The 22,345-nt window shown below is 63.9% G+C and carries 19 protein-coding genes; 12 read left to right on the top strand and 7 right to left on the bottom strand.

The window, feature by feature from the left end; all coding sequences use genetic code 11:
* Positions 1-158 precede the first annotated feature (158 nt).
* Complete coding sequence (locus KHO23_RS29035) at positions 159-1,526, top strand: APC family permease (RefSeq protein WP_211615594.1); 1,368 nt, start codon at positions 159-161, stop codon at positions 1,524-1,526.
* 126 nt (positions 1,527-1,652) lie between these two features.
* Here the strand turns inward: KHO23_RS29035 and KHO23_RS29030 are convergent, their stop codons facing one another.
* A complete protein-coding gene (locus tag KHO23_RS29030; RefSeq protein ID WP_211615592.1) occupies positions 1,653-1,835 on the bottom strand; it encodes a hypothetical protein in 183 nt (60 codons plus the stop codon).
* A 139-nt stretch (positions 1,836-1,974) separates the two neighbouring features.
* Complete coding sequence (locus KHO23_RS29025; protein ID WP_211615590.1) at positions 1,975-2,871, bottom strand: NAD-dependent epimerase/dehydratase family protein; 897 nt, start codon at positions 2,869-2,871, stop codon at positions 1,975-1,977.
* A gap of 115 nt (positions 2,872-2,986) precedes the next feature.
* Between KHO23_RS29025 and KHO23_RS29020 the strand changes: the two genes are divergently transcribed.
* The 8 genes from KHO23_RS29020 to hutG all read left to right on the top strand — a co-directional run bounded on the left by KHO23_RS29020 (position 2,987) and on the right by hutG (position 12,547).
* A complete protein-coding gene (locus tag KHO23_RS29020; RefSeq protein WP_211615588.1) occupies positions 2,987-3,883 on the top strand; it encodes a LysR family transcriptional regulator in 897 nt (298 codons plus the stop codon).
* Between the two features lie 389 nt (positions 3,884-4,272).
* Positions 4,273-5,796 carry a histidine ammonia-lyase gene (gene hutH, locus KHO23_RS29015; RefSeq protein WP_211615586.1) on the top strand — a complete coding sequence of 508 codons (1,524 nt, stop codon included), beginning with the start codon at positions 4,273-4,275 and terminating at the stop codon, positions 5,794-5,796.
* Between the two features lie 37 nt (positions 5,797-5,833).
* Complete coding sequence (gene hutC, locus KHO23_RS29010; protein WP_211615584.1) at positions 5,834-6,529, top strand: histidine utilization repressor; 696 nt, start codon at positions 5,834-5,836, stop codon at positions 6,527-6,529.
* 58 nt (positions 6,530-6,587) lie between these two features.
* Positions 6,588-8,276 (top strand): urocanate hydratase, encoded by a 1,689-nt coding sequence (gene hutU, locus KHO23_RS29005; protein WP_211615582.1) that lies wholly within the window; start codon positions 6,588-6,590, stop codon positions 8,274-8,276.
* 2 nt (positions 8,277-8,278) lie between these two features.
* Positions 8,279-8,905, top strand: a complete 627-nt coding sequence (locus KHO23_RS29000; RefSeq protein ID WP_236067027.1) for a HutD/Ves family protein — start codon at positions 8,279-8,281, stop codon at positions 8,903-8,905.
* A gap of 93 nt (positions 8,906-8,998) precedes the next feature.
* Complete coding sequence (hutI, locus tag KHO23_RS28995; protein ID WP_211615580.1) at positions 8,999-10,222, top strand: imidazolonepropionase; 1,224 nt, start codon at positions 8,999-9,001, stop codon at positions 10,220-10,222.
* Between the two features lie 10 nt (positions 10,223-10,232).
* Entirely contained in the window at positions 10,233-11,630 is a 1,398-nt protein-coding gene (locus tag KHO23_RS28990) for a formimidoylglutamate deiminase (RefSeq protein WP_211615578.1), read from the top strand.
* A gap of 95 nt (positions 11,631-11,725) precedes the next feature.
* Complete coding sequence (hutG, locus tag KHO23_RS28985) at positions 11,726-12,547, top strand: N-formylglutamate deformylase (protein ID WP_211615576.1); 822 nt, start codon at positions 11,726-11,728, stop codon at positions 12,545-12,547.
* Between the two features lie 55 nt (positions 12,548-12,602).
* On the opposite strand, the gene KHO23_RS28980 is transcribed toward hutG, so the two are convergent.
* Positions 12,603-14,264, bottom strand: coding sequence for a carboxylesterase/lipase family protein (locus KHO23_RS28980; protein ID WP_236067026.1), 1,662 nt, complete (start codon positions 14,262-14,264; stop codon positions 12,603-12,605).
* Positions 14,265-14,714: 450 nt separating this feature from the next.
* Here KHO23_RS28980 and KHO23_RS28975 point away from each other — a divergent pair, with 450 nt between their 5' ends.
* Complete coding sequence (locus tag KHO23_RS28975) at positions 14,715-15,380, top strand: hypothetical protein (protein ID WP_211615574.1); 666 nt, start codon at positions 14,715-14,717, stop codon at positions 15,378-15,380.
* Between the two features lie 61 nt (positions 15,381-15,441).
* Here the strand turns inward: KHO23_RS28975 and KHO23_RS28970 are convergent, their stop codons facing one another.
* Complete coding sequence (locus tag KHO23_RS28970) at positions 15,442-15,990, bottom strand: hypothetical protein (RefSeq protein ID WP_211615572.1); 549 nt, start codon at positions 15,988-15,990, stop codon at positions 15,442-15,444.
* Positions 15,991-16,099: 109 nt separating this feature from the next.
* On the opposite strand from KHO23_RS28970, the gene KHO23_RS28965 reads away from it, so the two are divergent.
* The gene (locus tag KHO23_RS28965; RefSeq protein ID WP_211615570.1) at positions 16,100-16,999 is read left to right on the top strand and encodes a helix-turn-helix transcriptional regulator; all 900 of its coding nucleotides are present in this window, start codon (positions 16,100-16,102) and stop codon (positions 16,997-16,999) included.
* Positions 16,996-18,900, top strand: coding sequence for a DUF3857 domain-containing transglutaminase family protein (locus KHO23_RS28960; protein ID WP_211615568.1), 1,905 nt, complete (start codon positions 16,996-16,998; stop codon positions 18,898-18,900). The genes KHO23_RS28965 and KHO23_RS28960 overlap by 4 nt, the downstream gene beginning before the upstream one ends.
* 106 nt (positions 18,901-19,006) lie before the next feature.
* Here the strand turns inward: KHO23_RS28960 and KHO23_RS28955 are convergent, their stop codons facing one another.
* The 3 genes from KHO23_RS28955 to pdxY all read right to left on the bottom strand — a co-directional run bounded on the left by KHO23_RS28955 (position 19,007) and on the right by pdxY (position 22,122).
* Positions 19,007-20,158 (bottom strand): branched-chain amino acid ABC transporter substrate-binding protein, encoded by a 1,152-nt coding sequence (locus KHO23_RS28955; RefSeq protein WP_211615566.1) that lies wholly within the window; start codon positions 20,156-20,158, stop codon positions 19,007-19,009.
* A 381-nt stretch (positions 20,159-20,539) separates the two neighbouring features.
* Positions 20,540-21,001, bottom strand: coding sequence for a hypothetical protein (locus KHO23_RS28950; RefSeq protein WP_211615564.1), 462 nt, complete (start codon positions 20,999-21,001; stop codon positions 20,540-20,542).
* Between the two features lie 254 nt (positions 21,002-21,255).
* A complete protein-coding gene (gene pdxY / locus KHO23_RS28945; RefSeq protein WP_211615562.1) occupies positions 21,256-22,122 on the bottom strand; it encodes a pyridoxal kinase PdxY in 867 nt (288 codons plus the stop codon).
* Between the last annotated feature and the right edge of the window lie 223 nt (positions 22,123-22,345).

Genomic DNA, 22,345 nt, shown 5'->3' with positions numbered 1-22,345 from the left:
AAGCGTACCTAAGCAAGCGCCCACGCGCACTCCGCCAGGCAAAGAACCATCGGCGCGGCACACGCGCTTCCAGCAGGTCTGATCGACAAAGCTCGACCGGGACGCGTTCTCAACGCAGCCCCCGGCGAAGCTCGCCCATTCGCAAGAGGAGACACAGCATGACCCCAACATCGCCCACCGAGCGCCCCGGCGCACCCGTCGCGTCCCAAAGCGCGCATCTGAAGCGTACGCTCGGCCTGCCGTCAGTTTTGCTGTTCGGCCTCGCCTATATGGCGCCGCTGATCGTCTACGGCACCTACGGTGTGCTGGCAAGCGCCAGCAACGATACCGCCGCGCTCGCGTATCTGATTGCCCTGATCGCGATCGTGTTCACGGCGCTCAGTTACGGCAAGCTCGCACGGCTTTTCCCGGTGGCGGGTTCGGCCTATACGTACACGCGCAAATCCTTCAATCCGCACCTCGGTTTCATGATCGGCTGGGCCACGTTGCTCGATTACTTTTTCCTGCCGATGGTGATCTGGCTGATCGGCGCCGCGTATCTCAGCGCCGCGTTTCCGAATATTCCGAGCTGGATCTGGATCGTCGCCTTCATCGTGTCGACGAGTGCGCTGAACATTCTCGGCATTGAACTCGCGAACCGTTTCAACATCGTGCTGATGGTCGTGCAACTCGCGATCGTCGCATTGTTCGTCGTGCTGTGCTGCCACTATGTGGCCGCGGCGGCCGGTCCCGGCGGTCTGATTTCGGCCGAGCCGTTCTTCAAGCCGCATGTGCCGCTCTCGGCGACGATGGCGGGCGCCGCGATTGCCGCCTATTCGTATCTCGGCTTCGACGCGGTCTCGACGTTGACCGAAGAAACCATTGCCCCCGAAAAGACCATGCCGCGCGCTATTGTGCTGATCGCGCTGATTGGCGGCGCGATCTTCGTGATCGCCGCGTACACGGTGCAACTCGCGCACCCGGGTGCGGTGTTCAAGGACCCGGATTCGGCCGCGTTTGAAGTGGCGCGCAAAGTGGGCGGCGATATCTTCGTGACGGTGTTTCTGGCTGGCCTGATCCTTGCGCAATTCGCTTCGGGCATCTCGGCGCAGGCCAGCGTGGGCCGTTTGTTGTACGCGATGGGACGCGATGAAGTATTGCCCAAGCGCATCTTCGGCTTCGTGCATCCGAAGTTCAAGACGCCGGCGCTGAACATCGCAATCGCGGGTGCCATCGGTCTGGTCGCGCTGAAGCTCGATGTGGCGACGTCGACCTCGTTCATCAACTTTGGCGCGTTCCTCGCGTTCACCGCGGTCAACCTGTGTGTGATCCGCCAGTTCTTCAACGCGAAGGGCGGTGCGAATGCGATGGGCGTGATCGGCGGCCTGCTGTTTCCGCTGGCCGGTGCGATTGCGGATATCTGGCTGCTGGTGAGCCTCGAGAAAACCGCTTTGGTGCTCGGCGCGGCGTGGTTCGTGCTGGGCTTGTGCTATCTCGGCTGGCTCACGCGCGGTTTCCGTCAGGCGCCGCCGGAAGTGGCGGTTTGATGTGTTTGATGCGGCCGCTCGCGCTTGTGCTTCTGGTTGTTTGTTAGCGGGTTGGCCAGTGTTGCTGTCAGTGGTGGGGTGAAGCGCGAGTTCACGTTAAAGACGCTGCGTTGCGCAGCATCGAACTCACAGCGCCATGTCGAAAGCGGGCTTGAGGAACAGCTCGATCGCCATGACCACGAGGCCCATTGCGGCTGCCGACAGCGTCAACGTACCGTACTCGTCGTAGCGTGAATCGTAGAGGCACGCCACGACGAAAATAATCGCCAGCAGATTGGTCAGCCAGTCGAAGTTCAGCGCCAAGTTCATCGATTAAATCCGGGCTCACGCGCGACTCATATCGTTGAGTCACGCTATTACGTGAGCCGGATTCTAGCGAGTGGAGCTTACGGATTCGCAACGCCAGCGCTTACACAAATTACGCCCTTCCGGGAGCCCTCGGAGGACATCACATCATCTCCCGCTCGATCCACTCGATCACCGAGTTGCGCTCAGGCTGCCAGCTGAGCAGCTTGCGTGCGCGCTCACCGCGCACGCGGCTGTTCGAACCGAGCCCATACGAAGCCATTTCATAACCCCATTCCTGTTGCGCGGCTTCAAGCGGCCAGTCTTGCGCCTCGCCGAGTTTCATCACGCGGGCGATCGCGGCACTCATGTCGCGAAACGAAGCTTCCCCACTTTCGACAAAGTAAAAGGTGCCCGCCGGCGTCTTCTCCAGCGCGAGACGATAGAGTTCGGCGACGTCGCCGATATGCACGTTCGACCAGATATTGCCGCCGCTGCCCACGTGCCGCACCACGCCGCTTTTTTGCGCCTGACGCACGAGCCGCGGCAACTGCACGCTTGCGCTGCCCGGCACCGCGCCGTGGCCGTAAATCAGCGTGTTGCATAACACCGCCGAGCGGATGTTCTGCTGTGCCGCGTCGAGCACGCGTTGATCGATGGCGACGCGTGCGGCTTTATCCGCGGTCGGCTCGGGCAGGGCGTCCTCGTGATAGATACGTGCCTCGCCCGCCTCGCCGCCCGACGCATCGCCTACTATGCTTGAGCCGCTTGTATGCAGAAACGGCTTGCCGGAACCGGCCAGGCCGTCGATCAGTGCTTTCACCGCGCCCTCATGGTCGCTGCTCGCCGCGTTGATGACCGCGTCGGCGGCTTTTGCTTCGGCGATCAGCAGATCGCGGTCGTCGAGCGTGCCGATGACAGGTTCGATACCGAGGCGCTGCAACGCCGCGCCGTGCTCGGGCTTGCGGATCAAACCTCGCACCTGATGACCCGCGCGCACGAGGTGCGCCGCGATCGAGCCGCCGATAAAGCCGCTTGCGCCGGTAATGAAAATCTTCAAGACGTTCTCCTGGGGTGGAAACACCGGAAATACGATGCAATGCAAGTAGTATCCGCTGTGTTGATTCTCGCAAAAAGCGTGTTAGTCTCAAATCAATCTTGATTTGAAATCAATAATGAAAACTTCGACCGACGAGTTGCTGGTGTTCGTCACGGTGATCGACAGCGGCTCGATCACCGCGGCGGCGGAAAAATTGGGGCAGACCGTCTCCGGCGTCAGCCGTGCGCTCACGCGCCTGGAAAAGAAGCTCGACACCGCGCTGGTGCGGCGCACGACGCGCCGTCTGCAACTGACCGAAGAGGGCGAGGCGTTTCTGCGGCGAGCGCGGGCGATTCTCGCCGCCATGGAAGAGGCCGAGGAATCCGTCACGCGGGGGCGCGAGCGGCCCTCGGGGCGTTTGCGGGTCGATGCGGCGTCGCCATTCATGCTGCATTGCGTGGCGCCGCATATGAAGGCGTTTTCGGCGCTGTATCCGGAGATTCGTCTGGAGCTGACCAGCAACGAGCGGATCGTCGATCTGCTCGAGCAGAAGGTGGATATCGCGATCCGCATCGGCGCGTTGCAGGATTCGACCCTGCATGCGCGCGCCCTGGGCAGCAGCAAGCTGAGGGTGCTCGCCAGCCCGGCGTATCTGGCCGAATACGGCGAGCCCAGGTCGGTGGAAGCGTTGCGAGAGCATCGCCTGATCGGCTTTACGGCGCCGGAGCATCTGAATCGCTGGCCGTTGAAGCGGGGCGGGGAGGGCAAGTCCGAACCGCAGAAGATCGAGCCGGCAATCACGGCATCGAGCGGCGAAACGCTGCGCCAGTTGGCCCTCTCGGGCTGGGGTATCGCCTGTCTGGCCGACTTCATGACCGCGGCCGACGTGCGCGAAAAGCGGCTGGTGCCGATTCTCGGCAATGTGCTGGTGGACGAGCGCCAGCCGGTCAGCGCGGTGTATTACCAGAGCGCGTCGCTGGCGGGGCGCGTGCAGTGTTTCCTGGATTTCATCACGGCGCGGGTGACGCTTTAGCGAATCCTTCGCCAGTCATAAACCTGATAAAGGCCCGCGGCTCGTCTTTGCGAGCGCGCGGGCTTTTTTGCGCCCTCAGCGGGCTCTCCTATAACTCAATAAGAGGCGCCTCGGCCAACCCGGCTGCGTCGGCCGGCGCGCCGAATCTTTTTGTCCGCTTGCTGGCGCCCATTTTGAACGTGTATATACAAGTTTTTAGCCGCGACGAACGTATGCGGTGCGGCTCGCGTGATCAGCGGAATTCCCGGCTCAAGCGATATGCATGCCACGCCAGGCATTCATCCCTAATGGAAACCCCTAGGCCCAAAGCTGCAAAAACAAGTTGTATATACAAGACGGCGCCGCTAAACTTCCTCTTGAATTGTATAGACAAGACAGGACACAACACCATGATGATTCTGAAGCCCGGCTATCTGACCCTCCCGCAACTGCGCCAGATCGCACGCGAACACGTCGCGCTGCAACTCGATCCCGCCAGCCATGCCGCCATCGACGCCTGCGCCAAAGCCGTCGCCGATATCGCCGCGAAGGGCGAGCCGGCGTATGGCATCAACACGGGTTTCGGGCGCCTCGCCAGCACGCACATCCCGCACGACCAGCTCGAACTGCTGCAGCGCAATCTGGTGCTGTCGCATGCGGTCGGCGTGGGTGAGCCGATGTCGCGTCCGGTGGTGCGTCTCCTGATCGCGCTGAAGCTGTCGAGCCTCGGCCGTGGCCACTCGGGCATCCGCCGCGAAGTGATGGAAGCGCTGATCACGCTGTACAACGCCGACGTGCTGCCGGTGATTCCGGTCAAGGGTTCGGTCGGCGCATCGGGCGACCTCGCGCCGCTCGCGCATATGTCGGCCACTTTGCTGGGCGTCGGTGACGTGTTCGCGAAGGGCGAGCGCATGTCGGCTACCGAAGGCCTCGCGCTGGTCGGCCTCAAGCCGCTCACGCTGCAAGCGAAGGAAGGTCTGGCGCTGCTGAACGGCACGCAAGCCTCGACCGCGCTCGCGCTCTACAACATGTTCGCCATCGAAGACCTGTACCGCACCGCACTGGTGGCGGGCGCGTTGTCGGTGGATGCGGCAATGGGTTCGGTCAAACCGTTTGACGCACGCATTCACGAATTGCGCGGCCATCAAGGTCAGATTGAAGCGGCGGCTGCTTACCGTTCGCTGCTGGAAGGTTCGGCAATCAATGTTTCGCACGCCGATTGCGACAAGGTGCAGGACCCGTACAGCCTGCGCTGCCAGCCGCAAGTCATGGGCGCGTGCCTCGACCAGATGCGTCATGCCGCCGACGTGCTGCTGCTTGAAGCGAACGCCGTCTCCGACAATCCGCTGATTTTCCCGGACACGGGCGAAGTGCTGTCGGGCGGCAATTTCCACGCTGAGCCGGTTGCATTCGCAGCCGACAACCTCGCGATCGCTGTTTCTGAAATCGGCGCATTGGCCGAGCGCCGCATCGCGCTGCTGATCGACGCGACGCTGTCGGGCCTGCCGCCGTTCCTCGTGCGCGACGGTGGCGTGAATTCGGGCTTCATGATCGCTCACGTGACGGCTGCCGCGCTCGCGTCGGAGAACAAGACGCTCGCGCATCCGGCCTCGGTGGATTCGCTGCCGACCTCCGCGAACCAGGAAGATCACGTTTCGATGGCGACGTTCGCTGCGCGCAAGCTTGGCGACATCGCTGAAAACGTCGCGAACATTCTGTCGATCGAGTTGCTTGCCGCCGCGCAGGGCGTCGATCTGCGCGGGCCGTTCAAGACCAGCCCGAGCCTGCAGAAAGCGATGGACGCGGTGCGCAAGGACGTCGCGCATTACGAGCTCGATCACTACTTCGCACCGGATATCGCGGCGGTCACCCGTCTCGTGCAAAACGGCACGATCGCGAAGTTGAGCCCGTTCTCGTTCGCCTCCGAACAGTAAGCTCGAACAACACGTTTCAAGCACGCAAATCAAGCCAATGAACGCACCGGCCTATCAGGGCATCAAGGACTTCATCCTCGGCCGCATCCATGCGGGCGAATGGGCTGAAGGCGACCAGGTGCCCTCCGAAAACGAGCTCGCGCGCGAATTCAACGTCGCGCGCATGACGGTCAACCGCGCGTTGCGCGAGTTGACCTCGGAGCAGGTCCTCACGCGTGTGCAGGGCTCGGGCACGTTTGTGGCCCGGCCCAAGTACGAATCGACGCTGGTGGCGATCCGCAGCATTTCCGACGAAATCGTCGCGCGCGGTCATCGCTATCAGGCGAAGGTGCTGCACATCGGCGCGAGCATCGCCGACGAAGCGCTCGCCGAGGAAATGCAGGTGAGCGCGGGTAGTCCGGTGTTTCATTCGCGCGTGCTGCATTCTGAAAACGACGAGCCGGTGCAACTCGAAGAACGCTGGGTCAATCCGGCGGTCGCGCCCGAGTACGCGTTGCAGGACTTCACGAACACCACGCCGAATCAGTATCTGGTGCGCGTCGCGCCGCTGCAGCGCGTCGAGTACCGCATCGAAGCGTTAGCCGCGGATGCGGCTACGCGCGAGCTGCTGACGATGGATGAACTCGAACCGTGCCTCGTGCTGCATCGGCGCACGTGGTCGCAAAGCCAGGTCGCTTCGGTCGCCAATCTCTGGCATCCCGGCAGCCGCTATCGCTTCACCGGACATTTCTGATTTCGCTGCATTTTTCGACTCCTTTTCCCGAACATTTTCACGCTTTCCGAGGGCCACCATGAACAACCCGAAACACATCGACCCGCGTCTGGACCCGACTCGCACGATCCGCGCACCGCGCGGCGCGGAAAAGACCTGCAAGACCTGGATTGCGGAAGCCGCGTACCGGATGATCCAGAACAATCTGGACCCGGAAGTCGCCGAGCATCCGCATGCGCTGGTCGTGTACGGCGGCATTGGCCGTGCCGCGCGTAACTGGGATTGCTTCGATCAGATCCTCACCTCGCTGAAGGACCTGAACGAAGACGAGACGCTGCTGATTCAATCGGGCAAACCGGTCGGCGTGTTCAAGACGCATGCGGACGCACCGCGCGTGCTGCTGGCGAATTCGAATCTGGTGCCGCATTGGGCGACGTGGGAACACTTCCACGAACTCGATCGCAAGGGCCTGATGATGTACGGTCAGATGACCGCGGGCAGCTGGATCTACATCGGCAGCCAGGGCATCGTGCAGGGTACCTACGAGACGTTCTTCTCGGTGGCGAACCAGCATTTCAACGGCGATCCGTCGGGCCGCTGGATTCTGACGGGGGGTCTCGGCGGCATGGGCGGCGCGCAACCGCTGGCCGCGACGATGGCAGGCTTCACGATGATCGCGGTGGAATGCGACGAGACGCGCATCGACTTCCGCCTGAAGACACGTTACGTCGACAAGAAAGCGGCGACGCTCGACGAAGCGCTCGCCATGCTTGAAGAAGCGAAGAAAGCAGGCAAGCCGGTGTCGATCGGCCTGCTGGGCAACGCAGCGGACGTGTTCGCCGAATGCGTGACGCGTGGTATCACGCCGGATTGCGTGACCGACCAGACCAGCGCGCACGATCCGATTCACGGCTACCTGCCGCAAGGCTGGAATGTCGAAGACTGGCGCGAGCGTATGAAGACGGTGCCGGACAGCATCGTGCTGCCCGCCAAGCAGTCCATGGCCAAGCAGGTACAGGCGATGCTGACGCTGCAGGAACGTGGCGCGGCCACGCTCGACTACGGCAACAACATCCGTCAGATGGCGTTGGAAATGGGCGTCGAAAACGCCTTCGATTTCCCGGGCTTTGTGCCGGCGTACATCCGTCCGTTGTTCTGCGAAGGCAAGGGCCCGTTCCGCTGGGTCGCGCTGTCGGGCGATCCGGAAGACATCTACAAGACCGATGCGAAGGTCAAGGAACTGATTCCTGACGATCCGCATCTGCACAACTGGCTCGACATGGCACGCGAACGCATCGCGTTCCAGGGTTTGCCGGCGCGGATCTGCTGGGTCGGCGTGAAGGATCGCTATCGTCTGGGCCAGGCGTTCAACGAAATGGTCCGGAACGGCGAATTGAAGGCGCCAATCGTGATCGGCCGCGATCACCTCGATACCGGCTCGGTAGCAAGCCCGAATCGCGAAACCGAATCGATGAAAGACGGCTCGGACGCAGTGAGCGACTGGCCGTTGCTCAACGCACTGCTGAACACCGCAGGCGGCGCTTCGTGGGTTTCGCTGCATCATGGTGGCGGCGTCGGCATGGGCTTTAGCCAGCACTCGGGCGTTGTGATCGTCGCTGACGGCACGGATGCGGCGAAGGAGCGCCTCGGCCGTGTGCTGTTCAACGATCCGGCAACCGGCGTGATGCGTCACGCGGATGCAGGCTACGAACTCGCGCAGGAAACGGCGCGCGAGGCAGGCCTGAATCTGCCGATGCTGGGCCGTTGATCGTGGCGGTTGTCGATAACAGGGCAACCATCACGCTCATCCGCGGCGCCGACCTTGTGGCGGCGCCGTGGAAGAACGGCGGCGGTGTCACGCGTGAAGTCGGGGCGTTTCCCGCAGGCGCGGGGCTTGACAGCTTCACGTGGCGCGTGAGCATCGCCGACGTCGCGCAGGCCGGGCCGTTCTCGCGGTTTGCGGGTATCGACCGCACGTTGGTGTTGTTGTCGGGCGCAGGCATGTTGCTCGACGAAACAGACGACACCGGCGCTCACACCGTGCAGACGCTCGCGTTGACTCAGCCGCTCGATATCGCACAGTTTGCGGGCGAAGCGCAAATCGACGCACGCCTCGTCGACGGCGCCACGCGCGACTTCAACCTGATGGTCCGCCGTGGCGCGGCATCGGGTGAGACTGAAGTGTGGCGCGGCGACACGCAACGCACCTTGTCCGCGGACGTAGTGCTGTTGTTCTGCGCAAGCGGTTCGGTTTCGGTCACACCTGGCGGCGACGCGCAACCGCGTGTGCTCGAAGCCGACGACACACTGCGCATCGACACGCCGAACGCGCTGTCATGCACGGTCAAGGGCACGGGCGCTGTGCTCGCGATCAGCATCCGCTACACGCAACGATGACGACGATTCGCGCGTGCTTGAAGCCGGGCAGCAAGCCTGACAAAGCGCGCCGCGAATCACCACAGACACGCAACGAGCTGCAAAGAGCACGCGATGAAGCAAACCGTCTGGCACCACCTGAAACTTTGCCCTCAGGGCGATCCCCAACACACGCTGCCCGATGCCGCGATTGCCGTTGAAAACGGCAAGATCGCATGGCTCGGCGCGGCCTCCGAATTGCCCGCCGATTACGCCGCGTGGCCGCGCGAAGATCTGCACGGCGCGTGGGTGACGCCGGGTCTCGTCGATTGCCATACGCATCTGGTGTACGGCGGCCAGCGCGCGGATGAATTCGCGCAGCGCCTCGCCGGCGTCAGTTATGAAGAAATCGCGCGGCAGGGCGGTGGCATCGTCTCCACGGTGCGCGCCACGCGTGCCGCCGACGAAGACTCCCTGTTCCGCCAATCCGCCGCACGGCTCGAGCCGCTGCTCGCCGAAGGCGTCACGGCGGTCGAAATCAAATCCGGCTACGGCCTCGATCTCGCCAGCGAGCGCAAGATGCTGCGCGTCGCGCGGCGACTGGGCGAGCGCTATCCGGTCTCGGTCTATACGACGTTTCTCGGTGCGCACGCCTTGCCGCCCGAGTTCGCGGGAAGGGCCGATGCGTATATCGACGAAGTCTGCAACACCATGCTGCCCGCGCTTGCCGACGAGGGTCTGGTCGACGCTGTCGACGTCTTCTGCGAGCGCATTGGTTTTTCGCTTGAGCAAAGCGAGCGCGTATTTCAGGCAGCGGAGCGCTACAAGCTGCCTGTGAAAATGCATGCCGAGCAGTTGTCGAACAGCGGCAGCACGGCCTTGGCCGCGCGTCACCATGCGTTGTCCGCGGATCACCTCGAATTCCTCGACGAAGAGGGCGTCATCGCGATGAAAGAAGCGGGTACCGTCGCGGTGCTGCTGCCCGGCGCGTACTACTTTATCCGCGAGACGCAATTGCCGCCTTTGGACCTGCTGCGGCGCCATCAGGTGCCGATCGCGATTTCCACCGACAGCAATCCCGGCACGTCGCCCACCACCTCGCTGCTGCTGATGATGAACATGGCGACCACGCTGTTCCGCATGACCGTGCCCGAAGTGCTGCAAGGCGTGACCTCGCATGCGGCACGTGCGCTCGGCAAGGCGGATACGCACGGCTCGCTGGAAGCAGGGCGCGCGGCGGATTTCGCGGTGTGGTCGGTGGAAACGCTCGCCGAGCTGGCTTACTGGATTGGGCGTCCGTTGTGCGCGCGAGTCGTGCGCGCGGGCGAGACTGTTTATACGCGGCGTGATTTGAGCTAAGGCCTGAGAGATGATGCAAACAAAACAATCACTATTCGCCGATCACGCCTATCTGCCCGACGGCTGGCGCCGCAACGTGCTGCTGGAATGGGACGCGAACGGCACGTTGACGTCGGTTACGCCCGATACGGCCGTTGTTCCCGACGGTGTGCAAAAAGCCGCCGGTCCCGTGTTGCCTGGCATGCCGAATCTTCACTCGCATGCGTTTCAACGCGCGATGGCCGGCCTCACCGAATATCGCGCCGCATCGGGTACAGGTGCCACCGATAACTTCTGGAGCTGGCGCGATCTGATGTACCGCTTTGCCGCGCGAATCACGCCGGAAGGGCTCGCCGCTGTCGCACAGTGGCTGTACATCGAGATGTTGAAAGCGGGCTATACGTCGGTCTGCGAATTCCATTACGTGCATCACACGCCGGATGGCAGCCGCTATTCGAACCCGGCGGAACTGGCACAACGCGTGGTGGACGCGGCTTCGGCAAGCGGCATCGGCATGACGATGCTGCCCGTGCTGTATCAGTACAGCGGTTTCGGTTCGCGCGCACCGCGTGAAGATCAGCAGCGCTTCATCAACACGCCGGAGAGTCTGCTCGATCTGCTCGGCACGTTGCGCGCGGCGCGTCCTGAGAGTGCGGCGTTGCGTTATGGCGTCGCGCCCCATTCATTGCGCGCGGTATCGGCCGATTCGTTGCGTGACTTGCTGAGCGGCATCGATAAAAGCGCGCCGGTTCACATCCATATCGCCGAGCAAACCGCCGAGGTCGACGCCTGCCTCGAAACCGAAGGCGCCCGCCCGGTGCAATGGCTGCTCGATCGCTTCGACGTGGATAGCCGCTGGTGCCTCGTGCACGCCACGCATGTCGATGCGAACGAAACGCTGGCGCTCGCGAAAAGCGGCGCGGTCGCCGGATTGTGTTTGACCACCGAAGCCAATCTCGGCGACGGCATTTTTCCGGCGCACGAGTACCTGGACGCGCAAGGGCGCATCGGCGTCGGTTCGGACAGCCATATCGGCGTCGACTGGCGCTCGGAACTGCGTTTGCTCGAATACGGCCAGCGCCTCACGCGCCGGCAGCGTAATGTGCTCGCATCGTCGCAGGCTACCCACGTGGCCGACCGGTTGTTCGACGCCGCGCTCGAAGGCGGCGCGCATGCCACGGGTCGCGCGGTTGGCGCATTGCAAGCCGGCCGCCGTGCCGACTGGCTGGTGCTCGATCCGGATCATTCGAGCATCGCCGAGCACGCGCCGAACGCCTGGCTCTCGGGCGTTGTATTCTGCGAGCATGGCGAGTCGCCGATTCGCGACGTCTACGCGGGCGGCGACAAGGTTGTCGACAACCGCCGGCATCGCGACGAAGAGGGTGCTTACGCGCGCTATCGCGGGGCGCTCGCCGATTTGCTCAGGTAAGTGGCCGAGACGGCTTGCCGGCGCGACATGCTCGCGTGAATTGCCGGGCAAGCCGCGCCTTCGACTTTTATCGATCCCATCGATTCCGGACTGACATGACTGCCTCGTCTATTTCACCTACTCCGCCGGTTTTATCGTTGCATCAGGGAAGCTTGCCTTTGCTGATTTCGATCCCGCATCTGGGCACGAAAATCCCCGCCGACGTCGCCGCAACGATGACGCCGGTCGCGCAGCGCACCGACGACTGCGACTGGCACCTCGACCGTCTCTACGCGTTTGCGAAGCGCATGGGCGCGTCGATCCTGTCGCCGACGTACGCGCGTTATGTGATCGACCTGAACCGCCCGCCCGACGGCGCGAATCTCTATCCGGGACAGGACACCACCGGTTTGCTGCCGGTCGACACCTTCGACAAGGAGCCCCTGTATCTGGAAGGCCATTTGCCGACCGACGCCGAAGTCGCGCGCCGGCGCGATGCTTACTGGAAGCCCTATCACGATGCCCTGGCGGGCGAACTCGCCGCGCTGAAGGCGAAGCACGGCAAGGTGCTGCTGTGGGAAGCGCATTCGATCCGCTCGCACGTGCCGCGCTTTTTCGAAGGACGTCTGCCGGATTTCAACTTCGGCACCTCGAACGGCGCCAGCGCGGTGGCGGGATTGGGCGAGGAATTGGCCGCTGTGGTCGAACGGCATGGCGGCTATTCCGCTGTTGCCAATGGGCGGTTCAAGGGCGGGTACATCACCCGGCAGTACGGGCAGCCTTTGCAGGGTGTGCATGCGGTGCAGCTCGAGCTGTCACAGATCACGTATATGGAAGAGCAGATGCCCTATGCGTACGACGAAGCGCTGGCCGCGAAGGTCGAGCCGCTGCTGGAGGCGCTGATGAAGACGGCGCTGGCGCGCGTCACCGCGGCGTAAGCGCTGAACGCGCACCTGTCGGTGCGCGTTCGTTACGCGCAGGCCCACCGCCGTTTCACTGCGCGCCCTGATCGCTGACGGCCTTCACGAGATCGAGTTGCGCCTTCAACGGATCGGGCTTGCCCGTCGTCGTCGCGACCCCGCCGGCGGCAAATTCGAGCAACGCATCCTGCCCCGCGGCATAGGCGGGCCACGCGGGCCGGCCGTCGCCGTTCGGGTCGCCCGTCCTGGCAAAGGCAACCCAGTAGGCGTTCGCCAGTTGCGCGACCTGCGTGTCCTGAGCCGTGACCGCATTGCTGTAGCGAGCCCCCAAGGTATCGAAGACGAACGGAATCTCGCTCGCATGCTGTGCGCCGCTCCATTGGTCGCGCATCGATTGCGCGACATACGAGAAACGGTACAGATAGACGGGATCGTGCTGGCCGGAGAGCGTCTGCGCGACGAAGCGGGCCGGCTCGATCATCATCAGATCGCGCGCGACCTGCATGGCCACATCGTCGACACTGTTCGTGCCCAGCGGATCGAACGCGGCCCGCGCCGCGCCCAGATTCTGCGCGCCGAAGATCGCGAACACGTCGTCTTTCGTCTGGGCCGGAACAGGGAAGCCGAGGTCCTGGTCGTTTGCCCCGACCATTAGCGGCACGCGGTTGTATTGCCCCTGCGCATAGAGACGGCCGGGATCGTCCGGCACGATCTGGCCGTCGATCATCGGGCCGGCATACGTCGTCGTACTCATCATCGTTTCGAGGTTGAGCCCGGCGACCACCTGGTCTGCCGGCAACGCGCGCAAACTGGCCAGCGCTGCCGCGTCGCTGCCGGCAATGCCGACGCTTTGCGCGAAGGCCGTGCCGAGCTGCTCGCCGGACGGGACGCCGTTCTGTCCCGTATCCCGCAGATAGCGCCCAGCGGTGATATTGGTGCGGCCGCCGCCGGATTCGACGATCGCTTTCTGAAACAGTCCCTTCGCGAGCGGCGACGTGATAAGCGCATGCACCGAATAGCCGCCCGCCGATTCGCCGAACAACGTGACGTTGCCTGGATCACCGCCGAATGCCGCGATATTGCGCTGCACCCATTGCAGTGCCGCGATCTGATCCATGTAGCCGTAGTTGCCAAGCTGTCCGCCCGGGTTTTCGGCCGTCAGCGCGGGATGGGCAAAGAAGCCGAAGCGGCCGAGCCGATAGTTGAAACTGACGAACACCACGCCTTGCTTCGCGAACTGGCTGCCGTCGTACACGGCAGGCGATGACCCGCCGTTCACGAAGCCGCCGCCGTAGATCCACACCATCACCGGCAACTTCTGTGTGGCCGCACTGCCCGTGGCGGCCGGCCGCCAGACGTTCAGCACGAGGCAATCTTCGGCGGGAGCGGTGCCGAGCGGCGCGGCGTCGCTGGGGAAGGGTTTCTGCATGCAGTCGTGGCCATAGGCGGTGGCCTGGCGCACGCCTGCCCATGCCGCCACGCTCTGCGGCGGCCGCCAGCGCAGGTCGCCCACCGGCGGCGCGGCAAACGGGATGCCCTTGTACGACAGCACGCCGTCGGCCGCCGCGCCTCGCACGGCGCCGCTATCGATCACGGTCACGGCCGGGTCCGGCGCGCTCACGTTGCCCGAGCAGCCGGCGAGCAGCGCGGCCGCGCCCGACCATCCGACCCACTTCATCCATCGGCCCGGCTTCGGTGCCGTGCGTGCGAGGTACGGCGCAATTGTCGCTATCATGTCCAGTTCCGTCTCCATAGTTGTGGTCGGTGGACTGTAGGCGCCCGAGTCCGGCGGCGTTTGACCTCGGGTAGCAGCGTTTGACCGGCTGGCATCGAGGAAAACCCTGGCGGGCGAGCCGGGGCATGCTTGAGGGAGGCAAGGCAGGCCCATGTCTTGCTGCTGCACGCGGCGCATGCCACGTACGCCCGCGGCAGCTCGCGACGAATGGAACGCGGCCTCTTTACGGGAGTCAACAATGAAGGACCACGGCACCTGACGACGGCCCGTCTGTTCCCGGCGCGCAGGCTGCCGGCTGCGAGCGGCGCAGGCATCGCGCGGTGCAGGTCCTTGACATGGCGGTTGCGTGCCGCACGGCGCAGCGGCTACCCTTTCACGAAGATGACGCGCGGGCTCTGCCGCGCTGCGGCATCCTGAAGATATCGGGCGAGAAAGATGGAAGACCCAGCGATGGAAGATTCCGACGAAACCCTGCTCCCCGTCTGGCGGGCAAACCTGGTGGTACTGACCCAGGAGGTGGGCGCTGCGACGCGCCTTGCGCGGATGATGACGTTTTCCGCGAGCTACCTGAAGCTGATGCTGTCAGGCCAGCGAGAATTCAGCGAAGAGTTTGTCCGCGGCGTGGAGGCGGTGACGGGCTTGCCCGCCGGCTGGATGAATACGCCGCACGACGAGCGCGACATCCCCGCCAATGCGCGCGAAGCGATCGACAATGAACAGCCGCTCGCGCGTTTTCGCGGCACGGCGCACCCGGTGCGCAAGAAGACGGTGCTGCGGCCGCCTGAACCGATTTTCGGCCAGACGGGTTCGGCCAAACGTGCGGAAGAAGAGACGCTCGATGCCGAAGCGCATCGGCGTCAGGCCCATTTCCGCAAAGTTCGCGATCTGGCGATGCAGGACGTGCGGCGCTTCGAGCGGCATTTGAGTCATGCGCCAGTGGACCTCGCAGCGCTGCGATCGAAAGTGGAGGACGTGATCGCAGCGGCCGATCTGGAAGACCCGATTCAGGCCGACCTGGCCGGCCGCCTGGAGCAGATCGAAAAGCATCGGCATTTATTGCTCAGGCATGTGGAGCGGTTGCAGGCTTTGCTCGGGCAAATTGGGGAAGGGGATTGATGCCTGCTGCAGGCATTTCTGTTGTACGCAGGCTTCACCCCCTCGATTGCCGCGCCGTAACCTAACGCCTGCGCCGTGCGTGAAACTCGCCTTCGAGCGTCCACGTCACGCCATCCTGCGCCAGCGCGACCCCGGTCCACCGGAACGAATCCCTCGTGATATCGGTGAAATTCCATCGAATCGGCGTACCGTCGGCATGTGTGCCGATCTGCACGAGATCGTCGCCGACGCGTCGGCCGATCAATTCATCGCGCTGACCGGTCAGCGGATTCATGTAAGTCACCCGCCACGCCCGTAACGCCGGGTCCCACACCCGCAGCGTGGTGCCGTACATGGTGTCCGTGGCCGCGAGCCCCGCATGACGCTCGCCGCGGGGCGGCATGATCCACACGTCCTGCACGGCGCGGCCCTCCAGCACCCAGCCGAAATGAATTTCGCCGCGGCGGCGCGCGTGGCGGAGGTCGACGCGGTGGTAATGCAGCACGTCCATGTCCCAACTGCCGATCAGCCAGCCGTAGAGGTCGTCGGCGGCATCGATGTCGGCGGCGCGCGCCGGGGCGCTCAATGCGGCGTGAAAGCCGCGCTCGACGGTGTCGTCCAGCATGTTCATCGTATGTGCTCCTTCAGGTGTTCAGTGAAAACGCCATCGCCGGAACGGGCAAAACCGCGCTGACCGCCGATGTGCTAAAACCACAATACGGACTCAGCCGAGGTGCATCTTGGGGAAAATTGCCGTCACTTTGCAGCAGGCGCTCGCGCAGCGCGCACGGGAAGGCACGCGCGGCAGCACAACCGCGCGCCCGTTGGCCCAGGGCGCCAACTGGCAGGTCGAGGACGTCCTTTGCACCTTCGGACCGCGCGACCAGCCGTTCGAAGAACGGCATGCGGGCGTGTGCGTCGCCATGGTGGTCGCCGGTTCGTTCGGCTACCGGAGCGCGACGGGACGCGAGTTGCTGACCCCCGGCGCGCTGCTGCTCGGCAATACGGGGGACTGTTTCGAATGCGGCCATCGGCATGCGGCCGGCGATCGCTGCATTGCGTTCCGCTATGCGCCGGCGTATTTCGAGCGGCTTGCCGCGGACGCGGGGATCGCGAGCGGCGATCCGAATTTCAGGCGCGCGCGCATTCCTTCGCTGCCCGCGTTGTCGCCGCTGATCGCGCGGGCTTGTGCCGGCGCGCTGGATGCGGGCGGCGCGGTCTGGGACGAACTCGCCGTCGAGTTGGCCGTCTCGACGCTCAAGGCGGCGGGCGCATTGACGCGTGCGGAGCCACCCGCCAGCGCCGCGGCCTGGTCGCGCGTGGCGCAGACGGTGCGCCTTGTCGACGACACGCCCGGCGCACCGCATACGCTGACGAGCCTCGCCGCTGCGGCAGGCTTGAGCGAGTTCTACTTCCTGCGCACGTTCCAGCGCGTGACCGGCGTGACGCCGCATCAATATGTGCTGCGGGCACGTTTGCGGGCGGCGGCGCTGCGCCTTCGCGACGATAGCGCGAAGGTTGTCGACATCGCACTCGAGTGCGGCTTCAACGATCTGTCGAATTTCAATCATGCGTTTCGCGCGGAGTTTGCGTCGAGTCCGCGGGCGTGGCGCGAGCGGGGCAGGGCGCGCCACGCATGACCCAGTTCGCTGCGTTCAAGTGGGTGGCCGCCGCGTTGGCGCTGGTTGCGTGCGCCAACGCCTCGCAGGCTGAGGGGGGCGCGGCGAGCGCTTCGAGCACCTCCAGCGACGACCTCTCCCCCTCGACCATGGAGCGCGACGTTCATCTTTTCGTGATCCAGAAAGACGGTTCCGTCGAAGAACATGACGACACGGTCCTGCGGGCCAACACGACGAGCGGCGTGGACGATATCGCGCAACGCTACGTGTGGTTCAACAAGGACATCGAACAGGTGCAATTGCTGTCTGCGGAAACGATCGACCCGGACGGCGTCGCGCATCCTGTCGGCCCCGAGGCGATCCGCGACGTGCAGGAACCCCGCTCGGCGGGCGCCCCGAGTTTCGAGGACGGCGTGTTGCGCACGGTGATCTTTCCGGGTGTAGAGCCCGGTTCGCGCGTGCATCTGGCGTTTCGCAAGACCCGCACGAAACCCCTGCAGGCCGGCACGTTCGCATACCTGGTCGAACCGACGCGCGACCCTGTCGAGATGCAGCGTCTGATCTTCGACCTGCCCGCCGACATCCCGCTCCATGCCGATGCGCGCGGCTATACCGCGCTGCCGCCCGTCACGGCAAACGGCCGCACCCGCTATGAGTTCGACTACCAGCATGGCCCCTATGCGCCGCTCGAAGCGGGCGCGGTGGGCTATGCGAACTGGGGCGACCGGCTGATGGTGTCGACGGTACCGGACTTCGCGAGTTTCGCCGCGCGTTATCGCGGCCCTGCAGCCGACGCGACGATGAGCGATCCTGCGATTGTCCAGCTCGCGCAGAGTCTGACTGGAGAGGCCGGCGACCCGCGCGCGAAAGCGCAGATCCTGTACGACTGGATCCGTTTGAATATTCGCTACGTCGCGCTGTTTCTCGGCGAGACGGCGGCGATCCCGCACAAGGCGATCGACATCCTGCACAACCGCTATGGCGACTGCAAGGATCACGTCGCGTTGTACAGCGCGCTATTGGCTGCGGTCGGCATCCGCAGCGAGGCGGTGCTGCTCAACCTCGGGCCGTACTACAGTTTGCCGTCCGTGCCGGGGTACGGCGGGAGCGCGATCAATCATGCAATCGTCTGGATTCCTGATCTATCGTTATTTGCCGACACCACGGCGGGCGGCGTGGGTTTTGGTTATTTGCCGCCGAGCGTGATGGATCGGCCGGTTCTGCTGGTCGACGACGGCGTGCTGGCACGCACGCCGGCCACCCAGTTGCGCGAGCGCACGGCGCGCCTGCAGATCGACGTCGACGAGAGCGGGGCGGCGAACTACACGTATCGCGTGGAAGATGCCGGCTATACCGCGGAGCTCGAGCGCAATATGTTTCGACGGTCAACGCGGCAGCGCACGCAACAGATCGCGGCGAATCGCTTGTTGCAGACCGGCTTGCATGGCACGGCGAACTTGCATGCCGGCGACGTGGCTGCCACGGATGGACCTTTTTCCACGTCGATGCAGGGGCGGGTGGACCATTTCGTCTGGACCGATGGGACGACCGCTGTGCCGGCCGTGACGAGCTTATCCGGCGGAATGGCGGGGCAGGTGCAGGCGTGGCTGGCGGAGCCTGCGAGGACGCAGCCTTGGGCTTGTATCGAAGGCGCCTTCGACGAGACGCTGGAAATGACGCTGCCGAGGTTCGCCCGCGTGACGGAGGTGCCGCCGGATGCCACGGTGAAGGATCGTTTTTTCGAGTTTTCTTCTCGCTATGTGTTCGATCCTGCGGCGCGGGTTTTACAGGTCAGGCGGCAGCTTCGGGCCGCGTTCGGGCATCAGATGTGTTCCGCCGGTGAATTTGCCGCCGTGAAGGACGATCTGGTCCGGATCGAGCGCGATCTCGATGCCGAAGTGGTGGTGAAGGCTATGGAGTAGAAGCGGGTGCCTCTGCATAGCCTGGCGTCTGTGTGTGCACCCGCTGCGATCCATTTGCATCGCAGCAGGCGCACACGCTTATACCGGCACCAGAGGCAAATGAACCTTAAGTCCCGCTCTTGGTGACGACAGGAACCCAATTCCCGCTCTTCACCTGGTAGAGCGTAGAAGCCCCGCTTTTCAACGCTCCGGTGCTGTCGAAAGAAATCTTCCCGGTGACGCCGTCAAAATCAATCGCCTTGAGTACAGGCCGATAAACCGCCGGCGAGGTGGATTTAGCCTGCTGCATCGCCTTAATCGCGGCCCATGCCCCGTCATACCCAAACGGCGCGTACGACAGGATATCCACCCCGAACCGCTTCTTGAACTTCGCGGAAAAGTCCTTGCCGCCCGGCAACTGGGCTAGCGGGCGGCCGTATTCCCAGGCCATCACGCCTTCGGCCGAGTCGCCGGCAAGCTTGATGAAGTCCTGGTCCATCACGCCGCCGCCGCCCACCAACTGCGCGTTCATCCCCAATTGCTTCATCCGCTTCGCGAAGCCCGCCGCCTGGGTATCCAGACCGCCGAAGAAAATCAGATCCGCGTTGGTCGCCTTGAGCTTGGTGATCTGTGTGCTGAAATCGACCGCGTGATTGTCGGTGTATTCGCGTGTCACGATGTTGCCGCCGTGGGCCTTCACCGCCTTCTCGAACTCGTCGGCCTCGCCCTGGCCGAACGCGGTGCGGTCGTCGATGATCGCAATGCGTTTGGCTTTCGTCACCTCGACGGCGTAGATGCCCGCGTTGCCGGCGTTTTGCGCGTCGGTGGAAATCACCATGAAGGTGTTCGCGAAGCCTCGCCCGGTAATGATCGGATTAGTCGCCGCCGGGTCGATCACCGGAATGCCGCCCTGCTCGTACACCTGCGAAGCAGGAATCGTCGTGCCCGAATTGAAGTGGCCCACGACCCCCGATACGCCCGCGTCGACCAGCTTCTGCGCGGCCTGCACGCCGATGCGCGGGTCGGCCTGGTCGTCCTCGGAGACGAGTTGGAATTGCGCGACCTTGTCGCCGATCTTGATCTTCTGCGCGTTGGCTTCTTCGATTGCAAGCCGGACACCGTTCTCCAGATCCTTCCCGTAGCCGGCGTTGGCGCCCGTCAGCGGCGCGGCGAAGCCGATCTTCACCGGCAGGTCGTCAGCGAAACTGGCCAGCGGCGCGATCGCGAAGGTAGCGCCAACAAACAGAGCAAGCGGTTTCAGCGTGTTGCGAAGACTCATGGTCTCTCTCTCCATCGACAGTTTCAGGTGTGCAAGCGGCAATACGGTAACGCTGGATCGACTCGCAGTGGCGTTCACATGCCGGTCAATCTGGCGCGAATATAGAAAGCCAATTTGCCACCGTCTTGGCAGTTCGCGGCGCTTTGAATGAGAATTTCGGCATAGGCCGCGCAGCGCATTGGCTGGCGGCTTGTCAGCAGCGCCGCGCGGGTGCGGATTACGGCATATGCTTAAGAATCGGGGATCGCCCGTGCTGGCAGAAGAAGCGACGGGGAGGCGGCCCGGAGAAGCCGCTCGGGAAACCAGCGCGAGTGCGCCGGCAAGAATACGAAAAACGGTCAGATCGCCAGAGGGGACTGGCCGCGAGTTAAAACAACGCCTTTAGTGTTCGCCTTGCTGGCGCAGCAACTCTTCACGCAGACGCAGGAGCGGCGCCTTGGTTTCTTCGTCGGCCCAGGTGTCGAGATCGTCGATCGCGCGCTGGCAGCCATCGAGCACCAGGTCGAGATCCACCGGCACGCCGTTGTTCAACGCGAATTCGATCGTCTCGGCAAACTGCTGGCACTCGTCCTCGCCGTATGAAATGTCGAGGTTGTCGGCAATGACTTCGGCGATATTGCTGCGCGCCTTGTCGTCGGGCGTCACCATCTCGACGATGCCGCGCGCCACCGCCGGTGAATAGTAAAGCGCAATGTCGAGCCACTGGGCGGGATCGAAGTCGGCCTGGTCGAACTGGTTCTCGAAGTACTCGATCGCTTCCTGCTCGTGCGCTTCGTCCGCGTCGACGCTCATGCACAACTGCTCAAAAAATTCTTCCCGCTCGCTGCGGATATAACCGTCCATCGATGCCTCGTCTGCTGAATGCTGTGTGCTGTGTGCTGTGTGCTGTGTGCTGTGTGCTGAATGCTGTGTGCCGGATGCCCGGACGGCCAGCCGCCTGAAAAATGCGGCGTAGGCGGCTGGCGGCCCGGGCCTACGCGGCACGCATTATAGGACGCCCGGCTGACAAACGTGGGCCGCGTGCCGGACGCGGGTTCGGCGAGCAGCGAACGCGGGTCGCACGGGTGCGCGTCGAGCCGCGCCTGGGAGCCAGGCGGCTACGCCGTCTCCGCCACCCAGGCGTCGAACCATTCACGCGGTTGCGCGATTTCGTTCTGTGCGGCCACCAGTTCCAGCTCATAGCGTCCGGCCTGCCACGTCGCTTTGACCACCGCGTTCACGGCGGCCAGCGTGTGCTCGAAGGCGGCGCGGATCGAATCGCCCAGCAGCGTGCGCGCGACAAACACCGCGCTCGTCAGATCGCCGACGCCCACAGGCTGCCGCGCGAACGGGTAGAGCGGACGCTGCCCCATCCAGGCCTCGCGCTCGGTGACGACCAGCATGTTGAAACGGTCGGCGGGGCTGTTGCGGTCGAGGAGGTGTTTGACCAGCATGAGTTTCGGTCCGCGGGCGATGACCTCGCGGCACGCGGCCACGGCTTCTTCGAGCGTCTCGATCTCACGGCCCACGAGGCGCTGCAGTTCCGTATGGTTCGGTGCCATGGCGTCGGCGACGGCCGGCATGGTGCGCACAAGAAATTCCTGGATGCCCGGTTCGACCTTGCAGCCACTCGTGGCGCCCATCACCGGGTCGCAGAAGTACCACGCGCGCGGGTTGGCGGCCTTCACGGCCTTGACGATCTCCAGCACCGATTGCGCCTGTTCGGGCGTGCCCAGATAGCCGGACAGCACGGCATCGCAGCGCGGCAGCATGCCGATCGCGCCGATCCCTTCGACCAGATCTTCCATCTGCGATGCCTGAATCGCACCGCCGGTCCAATGACCGTACTGCGTGTGATTCGAGAACTGGACGGTATTGAGCGGCCAGACATTGACGCCGAGCCGGCGCATCGGAAACTCGGCCGCGCTGTTGCCGGCGTGCCCGAAGACGACATGTGACTGAATGCTCAGAACGTTTTTCGTCATGGTGTGGCCCGCGCAAGCGGTGATGCGCGATCGAGGAGAACGGACGGATGGCCGCGCTAACGAACCGGCCTTGGCCGGGCGCCTGAAGCGGCGTGACTGATTCAGATAGTGTAAGAAAAACGCGCGATCTGCATACTCAGGAAACAATACATGAGTTTGTCACGCGCGAGTTGATCCGTCCCCGCCTGGTTGCGTCCGGTGTTGCGTCGAACCATCAAACGGG

It is taken from the genome of Paraburkholderia haematera (genome assembly GCF_905220975.1).
GTDB lineage: Bacteria > Pseudomonadota > Gammaproteobacteria > Burkholderiales > Burkholderiaceae > Paraburkholderia > Paraburkholderia haematera.
Note: the sequence above shows the minus strand (reverse complement) of the source record. Positions and strands in the feature narration are given on the sequence as shown.

What these genes read in the sequence shown, in the direction of transcription:
- hutC (WP_211615584.1), top strand. Translation starts at nt 5,834, where the DNA reads ATGAACGCACCGGCCTATCAGGGCATCAAGGACTTCATCCTCGGCCGC.
- KHO23_RS28955 (WP_211615566.1), bottom strand. Translation starts at nt 20,158, where the DNA reads ATGAGTCTTCGCAACACGCTGAAACCGCTTGCTCTGTTTGTTGGCGCT.
- KHO23_RS28960 (WP_211615568.1), top strand. Translation starts at nt 16,996, where the DNA reads ATGACCCAGTTCGCTGCGTTCAAGTGGGTGGCCGCCGCGTTGGCGCTG.
- KHO23_RS28950 (WP_211615564.1), bottom strand. Translation starts at nt 21,001, where the DNA reads ATGGACGGTTATATCCGCAGCGAGCGGGAAGAATTTTTTGAGCAGTTG.
- KHO23_RS28975 (WP_211615574.1), top strand. Translation starts at nt 14,715, where the DNA reads ATGGAAGATTCCGACGAAACCCTGCTCCCCGTCTGGCGGGCAAACCTG.
- KHO23_RS28970 (WP_211615572.1), bottom strand. Translation starts at nt 15,990, where the DNA reads ATGAACATGCTGGACGACACCGTCGAGCGCGGCTTTCACGCCGCATTG.
- hutU (WP_211615582.1), top strand. Translation starts at nt 6,588, where the DNA reads ATGAACAACCCGAAACACATCGACCCGCGTCTGGACCCGACTCGCACG.
- pdxY (WP_211615562.1), bottom strand. Translation starts at nt 22,122, where the DNA reads ATGACGAAAAACGTTCTGAGCATTCAGTCACATGTCGTCTTCGGGCAC.
- KHO23_RS29030 (WP_211615592.1), bottom strand. Translation starts at nt 1,835, where the DNA reads ATGAACTTGGCGCTGAACTTCGACTGGCTGACCAATCTGCTGGCGATT.
- KHO23_RS29020 (WP_211615588.1), top strand. Translation starts at nt 2,987, where the DNA reads ATGAAAACTTCGACCGACGAGTTGCTGGTGTTCGTCACGGTGATCGAC.
- hutH (WP_211615586.1), top strand. Translation starts at nt 4,273, where the DNA reads ATGATGATTCTGAAGCCCGGCTATCTGACCCTCCCGCAACTGCGCCAG.
- KHO23_RS28980 (WP_236067026.1), bottom strand. Translation starts at nt 14,264, where the DNA reads ATGATAGCGACAATTGCGCCGTACCTCGCACGCACGGCACCGAAGCCG.
- hutG (WP_211615576.1), top strand. Translation starts at nt 11,726, where the DNA reads ATGACTGCCTCGTCTATTTCACCTACTCCGCCGGTTTTATCGTTGCAT.
- KHO23_RS28990 (WP_211615578.1), top strand. Translation starts at nt 10,233, where the DNA reads ATGATGCAAACAAAACAATCACTATTCGCCGATCACGCCTATCTGCCC.
- hutI (WP_211615580.1), top strand. Translation starts at nt 8,999, where the DNA reads ATGAAGCAAACCGTCTGGCACCACCTGAAACTTTGCCCTCAGGGCGAT.
- KHO23_RS29035 (WP_211615594.1), top strand. Translation starts at nt 159, where the DNA reads ATGACCCCAACATCGCCCACCGAGCGCCCCGGCGCACCCGTCGCGTCC.